The 15,844-nt window shown below is 65.0% G+C and carries 12 protein-coding genes; 7 read left to right on the top strand and 5 right to left on the bottom strand.

Annotated features, from left to right (window positions below):
* Positions 1 to 9: 9 nt before the first annotated feature.
* The 3 genes from VX159_RS08265 to lysS all read right to left on the bottom strand — a co-directional run bounded on the left by VX159_RS08265 (position 10) and on the right by lysS (position 2,971).
* Positions 10 to 546, bottom strand: a complete 537-nt coding sequence (locus VX159_RS08265; protein ID WP_371322413.1) for a hypothetical protein — start codon at positions 544 to 546, stop codon at positions 10 to 12.
* A gap of 3 nt (positions 547 to 549) precedes the next feature.
* Positions 550 to 1,353, bottom strand: coding sequence for a hypothetical protein (locus VX159_RS08260; protein ID WP_371322412.1), 804 nt, complete (start codon positions 1,351 to 1,353; stop codon positions 550 to 552).
* A 115-nt stretch (positions 1,354 to 1,468) separates the two neighbouring features.
* A complete protein-coding gene (lysS, locus tag VX159_RS08255) occupies positions 1,469 to 2,971 on the bottom strand; it encodes a lysine--tRNA ligase (RefSeq protein WP_371322411.1) in 1,503 nt (500 codons plus the stop codon).
* Between the two features lie 348 nt (positions 2,972 to 3,319).
* Here lysS and VX159_RS08250 point away from each other — a divergent pair, with 348 nt between their 5' ends.
* From VX159_RS08250 to VX159_RS08220, 7 genes are all read left to right on the top strand, one after another.
* Positions 3,320 to 5,251 (top strand): ATP-dependent DNA helicase, encoded by a 1,932-nt coding sequence (locus tag VX159_RS08250; RefSeq protein WP_371322410.1) that lies wholly within the window; start codon positions 3,320 to 3,322, stop codon positions 5,249 to 5,251.
* A 63-nt stretch (positions 5,252 to 5,314) separates the two neighbouring features.
* A complete protein-coding gene (locus VX159_RS08245; protein WP_371322409.1) occupies positions 5,315 to 6,460 on the top strand; it encodes a hypothetical protein in 1,146 nt (381 codons plus the stop codon).
* 18 nt (positions 6,461 to 6,478) lie between these two features.
* Positions 6,479 to 6,973: a molybdopterin-guanine dinucleotide biosynthesis protein B gene (gene mobB, locus VX159_RS08240; RefSeq protein WP_371322408.1), complete on the top strand. Its 495-nt coding sequence runs from the start codon at positions 6,479 to 6,481 to the stop codon at positions 6,971 to 6,973.
* 15 nt (positions 6,974 to 6,988) lie between these two features.
* Positions 6,989 to 8,224: a gephyrin-like molybdotransferase Glp gene (gene glp, locus VX159_RS08235; protein WP_371322407.1), complete on the top strand. Its 1,236-nt coding sequence runs from the start codon at positions 6,989 to 6,991 to the stop codon at positions 8,222 to 8,224.
* Positions 8,221 to 8,469: a molybdopterin converting factor subunit 1 gene (moaD, locus tag VX159_RS08230; protein ID WP_371322406.1), complete on the top strand. Its 249-nt coding sequence runs from the start codon at positions 8,221 to 8,223 to the stop codon at positions 8,467 to 8,469. Before glp ends, moaD begins: the two co-directional genes overlap by 4 nt.
* A gap of 89 nt (positions 8,470 to 8,558) precedes the next feature.
* Positions 8,559 to 9,506, top strand: coding sequence for a ribosome biogenesis GTPase YlqF (gene ylqF, locus VX159_RS08225; protein ID WP_371322405.1), 948 nt, complete (start codon positions 8,559 to 8,561; stop codon positions 9,504 to 9,506).
* A 166-nt stretch (positions 9,507 to 9,672) separates the two neighbouring features.
* On the top strand, positions 9,673 to 10,605 hold the full coding sequence (locus VX159_RS08220) for a hypothetical protein (protein WP_371322404.1): 933 nt from the start codon (positions 9,673 to 9,675) through the stop codon (positions 10,603 to 10,605).
* A gap of 19 nt (positions 10,606 to 10,624) precedes the next feature.
* On the opposite strand, the gene VX159_RS08215 is transcribed toward VX159_RS08220, so the two are convergent.
* Positions 10,625 to 13,486, bottom strand: a complete 2,862-nt coding sequence (locus VX159_RS08215) for an ATP-binding protein (protein WP_371322403.1) — start codon at positions 13,484 to 13,486, stop codon at positions 10,625 to 10,627.
* A gap of 148 nt (positions 13,487 to 13,634) precedes the next feature.
* Entirely contained in the window at positions 13,635 to 15,698 is a 2,064-nt protein-coding gene (locus VX159_RS08210) for a molybdopterin-dependent oxidoreductase (protein WP_371322402.1), read from the bottom strand.
* Between the last annotated feature and the right edge of the window lie 146 nt (positions 15,699 to 15,844).

Raw genomic sequence — 15,844 nt, 5'->3', positions numbered from 1 at the left:
GGCGGGGAATCAGTGCAGCAACTTGCTGCCGCCGCTGCTGCTTTCGGTGTGCACGCTTTGCGGCGCAGCCTTGGCTGGTTGTTCGCCGTAGTCGAGGCCGAGATTCCACTCGGCCTGACGCTCGGCGGCGCGCAGCATGGCGCAGAAAAACTGCAGCAGTTCGCCGTCCATGTGCAGAGAACAACTGCGCTCGCGGCCTTCGCTCAGGCTCAGGCGCAGACTGCGGTCTTCGAGCAGGTCGAGCTTGGCCTCACTGGCGAGCAGCGGCTTCTTGCCCAACGGGTAGCTTGGATCGTCTTCGACAAAGGCCTGCTCGAACGAGGCATCGTCGCGCTTGCTGCCGGCATCGCCAGAGTCGGCCTCTTCACCGGCAAGGCTGGCCGGCTCGCCGACCTGTTCCGCCATCTGCAGCAGGGCAGGCCAGATCTGGCGCAGGAAGCGACGGGTCAGCCAGACCCGGACCTCTTCGTTCTGCGAGGTCGAAAAGCGCAGCAGCAGGCGGTCCTGGATACTGTCGCTGGCAACTTGGAGTTGGCGCAATTGCATGATTCAAACCCGGGCGAGTAGATCGACGAGAATTTCGACGCGGCGGATGCCTTTTTTCGACCAGCGCCGGAAGGGGCGGGCAAGGCTGGCCAGGCGGCGGAGCAGGGGATGGGCGCGGGCGATGATGCGGCGGATTTCCGGCTCGGGATGGGCCTGGAAATAGGCCGCCAGCAGCTGCGGCAGTAACTGCCGCGCTTCGGGCTCGTCAATCGGTCCGGCCAGCGAGATCGAATTCAGGAACAGCAGCAGGTCCGTGGTTTGCGCCGCCGCTAGCGGCAGGAATTCACCGAAGTTCTCTTCGAAATCGATCCGCCAGCTTTGCCCGGCCTGCAGCGTGATGTTCTTGATCTGGGCGCCGCCGTGCCAGTGGCCGGCGGCGTGGAATTCGCCGAGTTCGCGCGCCAGGCGCGGCAGCTCGGCCCGCCATTCGGCCGGCGTCCATTTTTCCAGCAAGCTTGCCGCGACCGTGCCGCAGTAATCGAGCACAAAGAAGTCATCGGCTTCGGCGACCACCGGTGGCACCCGCACGCCGGCGGCTGCCAGCCGCTTCAAGCGTCCGGCTTCGTAACCCATGCTGCCGGCCGCTTCCGACAGCGCCAGCGTGCGCAGGGGCAGGGCCTGTCCGGTCACCCGCCGTACCAGCCAGCGCATGAACACGATCTGCAACCAGCTGCGCGGCTGCTCGGCCAGCCGCTTGACCACATAGCGCCGCCCGTCGTGCTCGAACAACCGAGCCCGCGCCTTGCCACCCGCCAGCGCAGTGCGCGCGGCGGCAATCAACGAACTGTTGTCAGGGGGATTAAACACGAGTCAATCATTCGATATCCGAGCGAGCGCAGCCAAATCAAGGCGCCGGTGGCCGCCGCATAGCAGCGCTATGCAAGGTCGCCGGCAACGCCGAGTTGGCAAGCGCAGCCGGGTATCACTCGGGGCGCATTGAGGGGAAGAGGATGACGTCACGAATCGCCGGGCTATCCGTCAGCAACATGATCAGACGGTCAATCCCGATGCCGCAGCCGCCAGTCGGGGGCAGGCCATATTCGAGCGCCCGGATGAAGTCGGCGTCGTAATACATCGCCTCTTCGTCGCCAGCATCCTTGGCCTTGGCCTGTTCCATGAAGCGGGCTGCCTGGTCTTCGGCGTCGTTCAACTCGGAGAAGCCGTTGGCGATTTCGCGGCCGACGATGAACAGTTCGAAACGCTCGGTGATTTCCGGGTTGCTGTCCGAGGCGCGGGCCAGCGGGCTGACTTCGACCGGGTAGTCGATGATGAAGGTCGGCTCCCAGCAATGGGCTTCGGCACAGGCTTCGAACAGTTGCAGCTGCAGGCTGCCCAGGCCGCCGGCCTTGACCGGCTCACCGAAGTGCTTGATCTTGGCCTTGAGGAACTCGGCATCAGCCAGTTCGGCGTCGGAAAACTCCGGGTGCTGGCGCTGGATCGCCTGGCAGATGGTCAGGCGGTGGAAAGGCTTGGAGAGGTCGAGTTCGCGGCCCTGGTAAACAAAGACTTCCTTGCCCAGCGCTTCGCGTGCGGCGTGGCGCAGCAGGCCTTCGGTGAAGTCCATCAGCGTGTGGTAGTTCGCGTACGCCTCGTAGAACTCCATCATCGTGAATTCGGGGTTGTGGCGCGGCGAGAGGCCTTCGTTGCGGAAGTTGCGGTTGATTTCGAAAACCTTCTCGAAACCGCCAACCACCAGTCGCTTGAGGTAGAGCTCGGGTGCGATGCGCAGGAACTGCTGCATGTCGAGCGCGTTGTGATGGGTGATGAAGGGCTTGGCCGAGGCACCGCCGGGGATCGGGTGCATCATCGGGGTTTCGACTTCCATGAAGCCGTGGCCGCACATGTAGTTGCGAATCGACTGGACGATGGCCGAACGGGCGCGGAAGGTGAAGCGGGTTTCCTCGTTCATGATCAGGTCGACGTAACGCTGGCGATACTTCATTTCCTGATCGGCGAGGCCGTGGAACTTGTCCGGCAACGGGCGCAGCGACTTGGTCAGCAGGCGGATTTCGCTGGCCTGGATGGTCAGTTCGCCGGTCTTGGTCTTCATCAGCGTACCGACCACGCCGAGAATGTCGCCGAGGTCCCAGCCCTTGAAGCTGGCGTAGACGTCCTCATTGACCTTGTCGCGGGCAACGTAGACCTGGATGCGGCCGGAAACGTCCTGCAGCGTTGCGAACGAAGCCTTGCCCATAACCCGCTTGAGCATCATGCGGCCGGCGACCTTGACCTCAACCGGCAGCCCTTCGAGTTCTTCGCCGGATTTTTCGCCGTACAGTTCGTGCAGCTTGCCGGCGACGTTCTCGCGCAGGAAATCGTTCGGGAAGGCCTGGCCGCCCTGGCGCCATTCAGCGAGCTTGGCGCGGCGTTCGGCGATCAGTTGGTTCTCGTCTTGCGGGGCAGTGGCCGGAGTGGTGTCGGTCATGGTCGTCGGCTTCAAGGATGGAATGAATGAATTCGGGGAAAGCGCGGGCAGCGGCGGCATCGGGCGGGGCTGGAGAGCACTGGGCGCACGGGCCGGGCGGGCGTTTCGGGTAATCTGTAATTGTGGCATGAATCGTCGGGGTAGGCCAGATTTGGCCTCAGTCGGGGCCGGGCTTCTGTTAAAATTTGCCCTCGCTTTCCCTTCGCCGGCTGCCGTCCAGCGCATCGGCGTGCTGCTCCTCCGGCGTTACGCCAAGCGGCCGTAGCGCTTCCCGTTCTGGCTGCCCGGCTTGCGGGGCGCCGGGAATCCCGCCGCCCAGTCACCCTCCGTTTTTACGCGCTCACCATCTTGGCTTCCCTGTCCGACATTTTTTCGCCCGCCGGCCCGCTCGCCCAGTCGATTGGCGGTTACCGCATCCGCCCGCAGCAGCTGGAAATGGCCGAGCGCATCGCCGCCGCGATCAAGGGTCATGAAGTATTTATCGCCGAGGCCGGCACCGGCACTGGCAAGACCTTTGCCTATCTGGTGCCGGCGCTGCTCTCGGGCGGCAAGGTGATCGTCTCGACCGGAACCAAGACGCTGCAGGACCAGTTGTTCAACAAGGACTTGCCGCTGGTGCGCCAGGCCTTGAAAGCACCGGTGCGGATCGCGCTGCTCAAGGGGCGGGCCAACTACGTTTGCCCCTATCACCTTGAGCGGGCGCTGCTCGATGGCCGTTTCTTCAACCGCGAGGACGCCGCCGACGCGCGCCGCATCTCGACCTTCGCCAAGGCCACGCAAAGCGGCGACAAGGCCGAGTGCATCGAGGTCAACGAAAACTCGCCGGTGTGGTCGCAAGTAACCTCGACCCGCGACAACTGTCTCGGCCAGGACTGCCCGAACAACAAGGACTGCTTCGTGCTCAAGGCGCGGCGCGAGGCGATGGAAGCCGATCTGGTGGTGGTCAATCACCACCTCTTCTTCGCCGACGTGATGTTGCGCGACGAGGGTATGGCCGAACTGCTGCCGATGTGCAACACGGTGATCTTCGACGAAGCCCACCAGTTGCCCGAGGTGGCGACGCTGTTCTTCGGCGACAGCGTGTCCACTTCGCAAGTTGTCGACCTGGCCCGCGATACCCGTGCCGAGGGCCTGCTCAGCGCCCGCGACTGCCTCGACCTGCAGGACGGCAGCAAGCGCGTCGAAAAAGTGGCGCGCGACCTGCGCCTGGCGATTGGCGCCGACACCGGCCGCTTCTCCCACGGTCAACTGCTCGAACATGCCGAATTCGAGCCGGCGATGCAGACGCTGGACGAAGAACTGGCGGTCTTCGCCAAGATTCTCGAAGGCCAGGCGCAACGTTCCGAAGGTCTGGAAAAATGCTGGCAGCGGGCGCTCGAACTGCAGCAGATGTTCGCCGCCTGGCAGAGCCTGACCGATACCGGCTACGTGCGTTGGGCCGAAGCCTACACCCAGTCGCTGCAACTCAATTCGACGCCGCTCGACGTCGCCAGTATTTTCCGCAAGCAGATGGGCGGCCACCCACGTGCCTGGATTTTCACCTCGGCGACGCTGGCGGTACGCGGCGGTTTCGTCCACTACTGCGCCGAACTCGGACTCGGCAAGCCGGACAGCGCCTGCTGGCAGAGTCCTTTCGATTACGGCCAGCAGGCGGTGCTCTACGCACCGCTCGGGATGCCCGACCCGAATGCCTGGAACTACACCGACGCCGTCGTCGACGCGGCATTTCCGGCGCTGAAGGCGGCCGGCGGCGGCGCCTTCTTTTTGTGTACCAGCCTGCGCGCGATGCGCCGCACGCATGAACTGCTCAAGGCCCGGCTGGAAGACGAGGGGCTCGAATTGCCGCTGCTGGTCCAGGGCGAGGGGAGCAAGACCGAGTTGCTGGAACGCTTCCGGCGCCTGGGCAACGCGGTGCTGGTCGGCAGCCAGAGCTTCTGGGAAGGCGTCGATGTCCGTGGCGAAGCGCTATCGCTGGTGGTGATCGACAAGATTCCGTTCGCGCCGCCCGACGACCCGGTGCTCTCGGCGCGGATCGAGCAGATGAAGCGCGAAGGCCGTAACGCCTTCATCGACTACCAGCTGCCACGCGCGGTAATCAACGTCAAGCAGGGCGCCGGCCGCCTGATCCGCGACGAAAGCGACCGCGGCGTACTGATGATCTGCGACCCCCGGCTGACCGGCAAACCCTACGGCCGCCTGGTCTGGCAGAGCCTGCCGCCGATGAAGCGAACGCGCGAACTGCAGGTGGTGCTCGATTTTTTTGCTGCGTCGCGCAGCTGATTCATTTTCGCGTGGAACCTTGAGCATGCAACTTTCTGTCTCAATCTCATTTCGAAGCTGCCCATGAAATCCGTTTTCGAGCGCCTGCTGCGCGAACAGCCGCAACTCTTTTCAGCTGCCGACATCGTCGTGCCACCCGCCCAGCTGACAGCGATGGCCGAACTGATCGCGGCGATTGAGCGGGTCTTCGCCTTGCCCGCCTACCGGGCGCAGGTGCTGGCACAGGCGCCGGCGATCGCGCAGCTGCCGTGCGCGGCGCAAGGCGTGTTTTATGGCTACGACTTCCACCTGACACCAGACGGCCCCCGGCTGATCGAGATCAACACCAACGCCGGCGGCGGTCTGCTCAACGCCTACTTGCTTGCCGCGCACGGCCACGATACTGCCGCCCGCGCTGCCCGCCTGGCGATTGTCGAAATGTTCCGCGAGGAATGGCGGCTGGCGCGCGGTGATGCGCCCTTGCGGCGGATCGCGATTGTCGACGAGGCGCCGCAAGGGCAGTTCCTGGCGCCCGAATTCGCGCTTTTCGTCGAGCTTTTTGCCGAACACGGCATTGACGCAGCGATCGCCGATCCGGCCGAATTGCAGCGGGTGCTTGCGGCCGATGGCGAACGCCTGCTGCAGGCCGGCGAAGAGGTCGATCTGGTCTATGCCCGGCTGACCGATTTTTATCTCGAAACCCCGGCCTGCGCTGCCTTGCGCCAGGTCTTCGCGGCCGGTGGCGTGGTTGTCACCCCGCATCCGCAGGGGCACGCGCTTTACGCCGACAAGCGCAACCTGATGCTGCTCTCCGATCCGCTGGCGTTGGCCGCGCTTGGGGTCGATGCGGCAACTGTGGACTGCCTGCAGCGCGGCGTGCCGCAGACGATCACGGTCAACCGGGAAAATGGCGAAAAATTCTGGAGCGAAAGGAAGCGCTGGTTCTTCAAGCCACCCGCCGGTTTCGGCAGCCGCGCCGCCTATCGCGGCGACAAGCTGACCAAGCGGGTGTTCGAGGAAATCCTGGCCGGCGACTACATCGCGCAGGAAATCGCGCCGCCTTCCGAGCATCCGGTGCCGGTCGGCGAGGAGATGGTGACGATGAAGGCCGATTTCCGCTGCTACGTCTATGCCGGCCAAATCCAGCTGGTTGCCGCCCGCCTGTATCAGGGTCAGACCACCAATTTCCGCACCCCGGGCGGCGGTTTTGCGCCGGTCTTTGGTGGGTGAACGGGTAGAATGCCGGCCATGAAAGTTTTCGGTATCGCCGGCTGGTCCGGCTCCGGCAAGACCACCTTGCTGGAAAAAGTCATCCCCTGCCTGAGCGCGCGCGGCCTCAAGGTCTCGGTGGTCAAGCACGCGCACCATGGTTTCGATATTGACCGTCCGGGCAAGGATTCCTACCGCCACCGCGAGGCCGGCGCGACCGAGGTGCTGCTCTCCTGCGGCGACCGCTGGGCGCTGATGCACGAACGCCGCGACGAGCCGGAGCCGACCCTGGACGAGCTGCTCGGCCATCTGTCGCCCTGCGACCTGGTGCTGATCGAGGGCTTCAAGCAGGAGCCGGTGCCCAAACTCGAAATTCACCGTCCCGAGCACGGCAAGCCGGTGCTCTACCCGGAGCGCGCCGACATTGTCGCCGTCGCCAGCAACGCGCCGCTGGTCTGCGATCGGCCGCTGCTGCCGCTCGACGATGCCGAGGCGGTCGCCGCCTTCATCGTTTCCTATTTGTCCCTGAACTGATCCGCCGGAGGCACCATGCTTTCCTTCGAACACGCCCTGGAAACCCTGCTCGCTGCCGCCCAGCCGGTCAGCGAAATGCGTTCGTTGCCGCTCACCGGCTGCCTTGGCCGGGTTCTGGCCCGGGCCCAGACGTCCACGGTCAACGCGCCACCGCTCGATAATTCGGCGATGGACGGCTACGCCGTGCGCGTCGCCGACCTCGCTGCCGCCGGGGAGGGAACGCCGGTACGTTTGCCGGTCAGCCAGCGGATTCCCGCCGGCACGGTCGGCACGCCGCTGCAGCCGGGTAGCGCCGCACGCATCTTCACTGGCGCGCCGATTCCGGCGGGGGCCGACGCGGTGGTGATGCAGGAGCGTTGCGAAGCCGCCGCCGACGGCTCCGGTGACGTGCTGATCAAGCAACTGCCGCGCAGCGGCGAAAACATTCGCCGTGCCGGCGAGGACATCGCCGTCGGCAATGAAATCCTCGCCGCCGGGCGCAAACTGCGGCCGCAAGACATTGCCTTGGCCGCTACCGCTGGCTTGCCGGAACTGCCGGTGTTCCGCCGCGTGCGGGTCGGCATTTTCTTCACCGGCGACGAACTGGTGGCACCGGGCGAGCCGCTACCGCCGGGCGCAATCTACAACTCCAACCGCTACGCGCTGCGTACCCTGCTCGAAGGGCTCGGCTGCGAAGTGCGCGACCTCGGCGCCGTGCCCGACCGTCTCGATGCGACCCGCGAAGCTTTACGCCGCGCCGCCGACGACAACGACCTGGTGATCACCAGCGGCGGCGTCTCGGTCGGCGAGGAAGATCACGTCAAGCCGGCGGTCGAGGCCGAAGGCCGCCTCGACCTGTGGAAGATCGCGATCAAGCCGGGCAAGCCGCTGGCTTTCGGCGAAATCCACCGCGCTGGCAACGCCGCCGACAAAGCCTGGTTCGTCGGCCTGCCCGGCAACCCGGTTTCGGCGATGGTCACCTTCCTGATGCTGGTGCGCCCCTTCATCCTGCGCCTGCAGGGCGTCGTCGAGGTCAAACCCAAGACCTACCGCTTGCGTGCCGACTACGACTGGCCGCGCCCGGATGCCCGCCGCGATTTCCTGCGTGCCCGCCTCAACGAGCAGGGGGGGGTCGAACTCTATCCGCACCAGGGCTCCGGGGTCGTCACCTCACTGGTCTGGGGCGACGGCCTGGTCGCCAATGTGCCGGGGCAGGCCGTACAGCGCGGCGAACTGGTCGAATTCATCCCCTTTGCGGAGTTGCTGTCGTGAGCATTCAGATTCTTTACTTTGCCAGCCTCAAGGAAAGCCTCGGGCGTGGCGTTGACACGGTCGACTTGCCGGAGGGGGTCAAAACCGTCGGCGAGTTGCGCGACTGGCTGGTCGCCAATGGTGCGCCGGTACTGGCGACCACCCGCAACCTGCGCTGCGCGGTCAATCAGGAGATGGTGCCGGCTGCGACGCCACTCAAGGATGGCGACGAAGTCGCCTTCTTCCCGCCGGTGACTGGCGGCTGAGGCCGGCATTGCACGATGGCTGTTTGTTGGTGGGCGGCGGCTGCCGCCCGTTTTGATTTTTTGCTGTAACCCTTACTCGATTCCTGAATATGTCCATACAGTGGTTCCCCGGTCACATGACGTCGGCGCGCAAGAAGGCCGCCGAAACCCTGGCGATGGCCGATGTCGTCGTCGAGGTGCTCGACGCACGCCTGCCGATGGCTTCGAGCAATCCGATGATTCACGAGCTGCGCAATTTCCGCCAGCGGCCCTGCCTCAAGTTGCTGAACAAGGCCGATGCCGCCGATCCGAAAATGACCCAGGCCTGGCTCGATTACTTTGCTCAGCAGCCCGGCGTCAGCGCGGTCGCGATCTCGTGCAAGAAAGCCAGCGACGTAGCCAGGATTCCTTCGCTGGCGCAAAAGCTGGCGCCGCATCGTTGCGACGCAGTCAAACCCTTGCGCTTGATGATCATGGGCATTCCCAACGTCGGCAAATCGACGCTGATGAACGCGCTGGTCAAGAAAAAGGTGGCGGCAGTCGGCGACCAGCCGGCGGTGACCAAGAGCCAGCAGCGGATCGACATCAGTTCGCGGCTGACCATCTACGACACCCCCGGCATGCTGTGGCCCAAGATCGAACACCCGCTCGACGGCCTGATGCTCGCCGCCAGCCACGCGGTCGGGGTCAATGCCTACATCGACGAGGAAGTCGCGACCTGGCTCGCCGGCTACCTGCTTGAACACTATCCGGCGCTGCTCGAAGCACGTTACAAGCTGCAGGCCGACGCGCTGGATGCGGTCGGGGTGATCGAAACCATCGCCAAGAAGCGCGGCTGCCTGCTGAAAGGGCGCGGCGGCGAGTTCGACCTGGAAAAGGCCTCGGCGATCCTGCTCACCGACTACCGTACCGGCACGCTTGGCAGGATCAGCCTGGAAACCCCGGCGCTGCGCGCCGAGCGGATGGCGCAACTGGCCGCCGACAACGCAGCGAAGGCCAAGGCAAAGGCCGCCGGACAGAGCGACGAGGTAGCCCCCCTCGACGAGCCCGAGGCCTAATCCGCGCACAGCGCCAGCGATTGCTTTTGCAAGCCGCAAGCCTGCAGCGGGCGAGCCGCGCCGGCGAAACTTTGGCCGCCCTTGCCAGTCACACCCCTGCCGCAGATAATCGGCTGAAAAAGGCGCTGCCTTGGGCAGTGCCGGCTGACCGAGAGAGGGCAGGGCGATGCAGATGCAGGCAGGCAGTCCCGTTGTCGATAGCCGGAGCTTTATTGCCGCGATCCGCGGCAATAATCTCGCGGCGGTACGCAGCCATGCCGAAAGCGGGCGCTTTGCCCCCGGCGTGCTGCAACAGGCGATGAACCTGGCAGCTTTTTGCGGTCATCGCCGCTTGCTCGGCTACTTCTTCAATCTCAAGCAGAACGGCGTCTACGAATTTCTCGATACCGCCGCCTCGCTTGAAGCCGCTGCCGCTGCCGGCAAGGTCCAGGGCGTCGTCGACCTGGTTGCCTTCGGTGCCGACCTGCATTGCGACGAGGATTTTCCCTATTACCTCGCACTCAACCACAACCACCCGGTGACCTCGTTCTACCTGCAGTTGGCCGGTGTTGACCTGCTGCACAACGAGCATGCCCTGCGCAGCGCCTATCGCCGTGGCTGGCGCGAACTGGTCCTCGACATCTGCGCCTTGCACACCCAGGCGCCAACGCCGCGAGCGGCGCTGCCCTGGTCGGTGCGCAAAGGCAAGGTGCGGGTAGCCCTCGGGGCGCTGCTGGCCGGTGCCGACCCTTGCGAGAACGACAGCGAGTTGCTGTTTTCGGCGATCACCAACGGCCAGGACGAGATGGTGCGCATCCTCGCCGAGCACGGGGCTGACGTGCTGGCCCGTGGCGAACGCATCCTGCTCGATACCGCCAAAGCCAGCCAGCGCAGTTCAACGCTACGCCTGGTGCATGGCCTCTACCGCAAGGCGCAGGATGAGCCCTGTGTGCTGACCGCCGGCAGTGGCGGCCGGACGCAGGCACTGAAAACTGTCGAAGGCTGCGTCGAGTTCGTCGCCAGCCGGCGTCCGTCGACGCCGACCTCGCGGCACGACGCCCCGCGTATCGTCCCGACTCTGGTGCCCTGGGGCCGGGGCTGGCGCCAAACGGGCGGCTGAGCGCGGTTTTTCGCCGTTTTCACGGTCGACCGTGGTGATCCCCGGAAAAATCGCCGGTTCGTTCCGGCAACCAGGCCAGCAGCAATTGGGCAAGGGTTTCCGGGCTGACCGGTTTGGCAAGATGCGCGTTCATTCCGGCGTCGAGGCAGCGCTGGCGATCTTCGTCGAACGCATTGGCGGTCAGTGCCAGGATCGGGGTTTGCCGGTTACGGCTGCCCTGGCGAATCGCCTGGGTCGCTGCCAGTCCATTCATCACCGGCATCTGGACATCCATCAGGATCAGGTCGAAATCCTCGCTGGCAGCGCAGGCCACGGCCTCTGCGCCGTTCTCGGCGAGGCTGGCCTGCAAGCCGAAAACGCGCAGCAGGGTGGAGGTGATTTCGGCATTCAGGGGGTCGTCTTCGACCAGCAGCACCCGTTGCCCGGCGTGCTGGCGCCGCAGGCTGGCCTCGGCCCCGCTCGGCATGGTTGCCAGGCCGGTCGCCGGCAAGGGGTGGCCTTTACCGAGCGGTAGCGTAAACCAGAAGCAGGCGCCGTGCTGCTCTTCGCTCTGTACCCCGATTTCACCCTGCATCAGGCCGACCAGCCGTTTGCAGATGGCGAGGCCAAGGCCGGTACCGCCATACTGCCGGGTAGTTGAATTGTCACCTTGCTCGAAGCTGGTGAACAGCCGGGCCTGTATCTCCGGCGGGATCCCGATGCCGGTATCGCAAATGTCGAAACGCAGGGTCAGTGTCTCGGCTTGTTCCCCGGTGGCGCGCACGCGCACGGTGACCGAGCCCTCGCGGGTAAACTTGATCGCGTTGCCGGTCAGGTTGAGCAGAATCTGGCTCAATCTCAGGCTGTCGCCAAGCAATGGCCGGGCCGCCAGCTCGGGAGAAATGTCGACGGCAAAGCGTAAGCCCTTGTCGCGGGCCAGCGGGGCTTGCAGGTGAATCACGCCATCGAGCAGCGCCCCCAGTTGCAGCGGTTGCAGATCGAGATCAAGGCGTTCAGCCTCGATCTTGGAAAGATCGAGAATGTCGTTGAGCACGACCAGCAGGCGATGGGCTGCAAGCTGCGCCTTGTCCAGCTGTTCGCCGACGGGGTGCTCGCCGATCCGCCGGCGGGCCAGGGCGAGCATGCCGAGGATGCCGTTCATCGGAGTCCGCAGTTCATGGCTCATGTTGGCCAGGAAGGCGCTCTTGGCGCGGCTGGCGGTTTCGGCGGCCTCCTTGGCCAGCAACAGGGCTTCGGTACGCTCGGCCACCAATGCCTCCAGGTGCTCGCGGTAACCCTCCAGTTCTTCCTGCGCCCGCTTGCGCTCGTCGATGTCGGCAATCACCCCGATCAGGTCACTGGTGCCGCCCGGTTGCTCGGCCAGGCGGATGCCGTTGAGATGGCCCCAGAACTGGCTGCCATCCGGTCGCCAGTAACGGCGGTCGAGGTCGACCGCGCTGATCTGGCTACGCATCAGCTGCAGCATTTTTTCCCGGCCGATTTCGCGCTCTTCCGGCGCAATCAGGCTAACGTACTCGCTCCCCAGCAATTGCTCCTGGCTGCGGCCGAACAATTCCGCCATGTAGCGATTGGCATGGGTGATCACTCCGTCGCTATTGACCACGAAAATGCCGACCCGGGCGGTATCGAGCAGCGCCCGCATCCGCCGTTCGTTGCGTTGCAGGTCGGCAGTGCGCAGCGCCACGGTCTGTTCCAGCTGCAGTCTTTCCCGGGCCAGCTCGCGCAGCGCCTGGCGGCGTTCGCGCATGCTCCGGACCAGCCAGAAAATGAGCAGGGTTTCCAGCGCGATCAGGCTCAGCCCGAAGAGGACCTCTTCGCGGTGCTCATGCCACAGCGTGCGCGGCTGGCCGATAATCTTGGCATCGACCGGCAAGCTGCTCCGGCTGATTCCGAAGCGCTGCAGCGCCTGGTAATCGAACAAGGCCGAGGTTGGCGACTGCATTTGCAGCGGAATCTCATCGGCGGGGATGCCGTCGATGATGCGCCGGGCTTGGGCAGCGGCGGCCAACCCTTGATCCAGACCATTGAGCATGCGCCCGCCGACAATGCCGGTGCCGATGTAAAAATCCCAGAAACTATAGGCTGGCCAGGGGCTGGCGGTAGCAATCAAGCGCCCGTTTTCCAATGGCGTCAGCATCCGGCCGTTGGCCTCCTCGCGAACTTGCCCGGCGACGAACAACAGGCTGTTGGGCGGCATCGCCGTCAGGCGGGTGCGCACTTCGGCCAGCGTCGGATCGCGCAGGACTTCCAGCTGGTAAGCCGCTTTCAGGCGCGGCAGAACGCTCTGTTCAACCTCCTCGGCAATCCCCTGGTTGGTGCTGTCGTTACTTGAAATGATGAAAGCCAGATTGCGGACCTGCGGATGAATCGCAAGCGCGGTATCGACGGTGGCATTGATGTCGGCAGCTTCGTTGACTCCGGTCAGTTGCTTGAAAGCCGTGCGCAATTCCGGACGGTAGTAGTTATAGCCGCAAAACACCACCGGGATGCCGGGAAACAGGCTTTCCCGTTCCTGCAGGATGAATTCGTAGGCCGCATTGTCCGATACCACAATCAGGTCCGGCCGGTAGCCTTCGTACTTGCTGGCCAGCAGGCTGCGGAGCAGGGGCTGTTGCCGGCTGAGCGGAAAGCGCTTGGCATCAAGATATTCGATCGACAATTCGATCCGTTTGCCGGGGAGCTCCAGTCCCTGGCGCAAGCCGTCCTCAATCTGGTCGCTCCAGGCATAGCCGGGGTGGTAGGAATTGATCAGCAGGACGTGGGCGTCCGGAAGTTCGCCTGCCGCTAATGCAAACGGCAGCCACAGCAGGGGCAGTCCGAAAAGCCAGGCCAGAACATGACGAATGTTCATGCCATTGGTTTTTTTGTTGTGTTTTTTCATGACAGCGCAGGCTCGGGCAAGGTCCGGACAGGCAACAGGATAAGCCTGACACGCTGGAAATGTACTGGATTTAAGCAAGATCAAACACCAGAGTTTTTGCCAAATAGCGACGGTCGACCGTGGAAATCGCAAAAAATCCCGGGTTTGTTCACTTTTCGCGCTCACCACGCAGCCACACGGCGGTATCGTGGTAGGCCGAGCCAGCGCCGGGAAAGCCCGGTTCCGCGCCGACCAGGGTGTTGATCCCCTGGCCCTCGATGAAGGCACTCGCTGGCCACTGGCTTTCGACCACCAGCGTTTCCGGCAGCATGCCGGCGGCGGTACGGGCGTGCAGCAGGAGGCTGCCGCGCCGGTTGCCAATGCGCACCCGGTCGCCATCGGCGATGCCGTGTTCGGCCGCGACCGTCGGGTGCAGCAACAGCGTTGGCCGCGCCTCGGCGGCCTGCGAGCTCGGCGTTTCGCTGAAACTGGTGTTGAGAAAATGCCGGGCCGGCGCGGCGACCAGCCGGAACGGGTGCTCCGCGTTGCGCTCCTCGATCACCGCCAGGTGGTCGGGAAAACGCGGCATCGCTGCGTGCCGCTCGCCATGCGCCGACCAGTCCGGGGCAAAGCGGAAACGGCCATCGGCATGGCCAAAGCCGTCAAGAAAATGTGCCTCGGCAAAATCCGGTGCGCAATCGTGGCCGCCGCTGGCGTAAATTTCCTCGCCACTGGGGCGGCCGGATGCCGCGAGGATGTGTTCGAGCAATGCCCAGTCACTGAGCGTCGACGCCGGGTCGGCGATTCCCAGCCGCGCGGCCAGCTGGCCGATGAAAACGTGGTTCGAGCGGCATTCGCCGGGTGGTGGCAAGAGCGGCTTGGCGACCTGCAGGCTGGTATGCGCCGAGGCCTGATAAAGGTCGGCATGTTCAAGAAAGGTGGTGGCCGGTAGCACCAGGTCGGCAAGGTGGGCGGTATCGGTCATGAACTGCTCGTGCACGCACACGAACAGGTCGGGCCGCAGCAGGCCCCGGCGCACCGCCGCGCTGTCGGGCGCGACCACGGCCGGGTTGGTGTTCTGGATCAGCAGCGCACCGACCGGCGGCCCGCCGTGCAGATCGGCGGCCTCGCCAGCGAGCGCCGCGCCGATGCGGCCCATGTCGAGTTGGCGGGTGTTCGGGGTGACCGTATCGAGGCCGTGCGCCAAGCGCAGGTTCAGCCCGTACAGCCCGGACTGGCTGTACAGCGCGCCGCCGCCGGGCACTTGCCAGGCACCGGTCAGCGCCGGCAGGCACGACACCGCGTGCATCGCCGCCGCGCCGTTGCGCTGGCGAGTGAAGCCGTAACCGAGGCGGAGAAAACTGTTTTTCTGGCGTCCGTAAAGGCGGGCAAAGGCGACGATCTGCTCGACCGACAGCCCGGTGATCTCCGCCGCCCAGGCTGGCATGCGGCTGCGCAGATGCGCCTCGACTGCCGGTGAGAAATCGCTGTGGCGGGCGAGATAATCGCGGTCAGCATAGCCCTCGGCGAGCAGCACCTGCATCACTGCGCAGGCCAGCGCACCGTCGCTGCCGGGGCGCAGCGCCAGATGCAGGTCGGCCTTGGCCGCCGTCGGCGTGCGGTAGGGATCGACCACCACCAGCTGGCTGCCCCGTGCCTTGCGTGCCTTTTGCACCCAGTTCATGAAATTGACCTGGGTATGCACCGGGTTGCCGCCCCAGATCACGATCAGGTCGGCATCGAGCACTTCCTCGGCGGCGATGCCGCGCTTGGCGCCGATCCCGGCCAGCCAGCCGGCGTCAGACAGTGCGACGCAAAAACTCTCGCGCTGGCGCGACCAGCCGGCCAGGTGGCCGAGGCGGCGGATCGCCGCGCGCTGGACCAGCCCCATGGTGCCGGCGTAGTGATAGGGCCAGACGCCTTCCGCGCCATGCCGCTGCATGCAGGTGCTGAAGGCTTCGGCCGCAAGGTCGAGGGCGGCGTCCCAGCTGATCGGCGCAAACTCGCCCGAACCTTTGGCGCCAACCCGGCGCAACGGCTGCAGCAGGCGTTGCGGGTGATGCACGCGCTCGGCGTAACGCGCGACCTTGGCGCAGATCACGCCGTCGGTATAGGGCAGGGCGCCGCCCCGGACCCGGCCGATGAGCTCGGGCGACAACAGTTCGACCTGCAGGGCGCAGGTGCTCGGGCAATCGTGCGGGCAAACCGAAGGTAAAACGGGCGGGCGGGGCATCGGCAGACTCGGAGCAAGGCAGGAGGCGGAATTCTGCCATGCCGCCGCCAGCTTGTCGGGCCGGCCAGCCGCTCGATTGTCCCGCCGGGGAACGGACGCGCATGATTTTGCCAATAGTGCCGATGACCGATGCGCCTCCGGCCAAA

The organism is Dechloromonas sp. ZY10 (genome assembly GCF_041378895.1).
In the GTDB taxonomy this organism is placed as follows: domain Bacteria; phylum Pseudomonadota; class Gammaproteobacteria; order Burkholderiales; family Rhodocyclaceae; genus Azonexus; species Azonexus aquae.
Note: the sequence above shows the minus strand (reverse complement) of the source record. Positions and strands in the feature narration are given on the sequence as shown.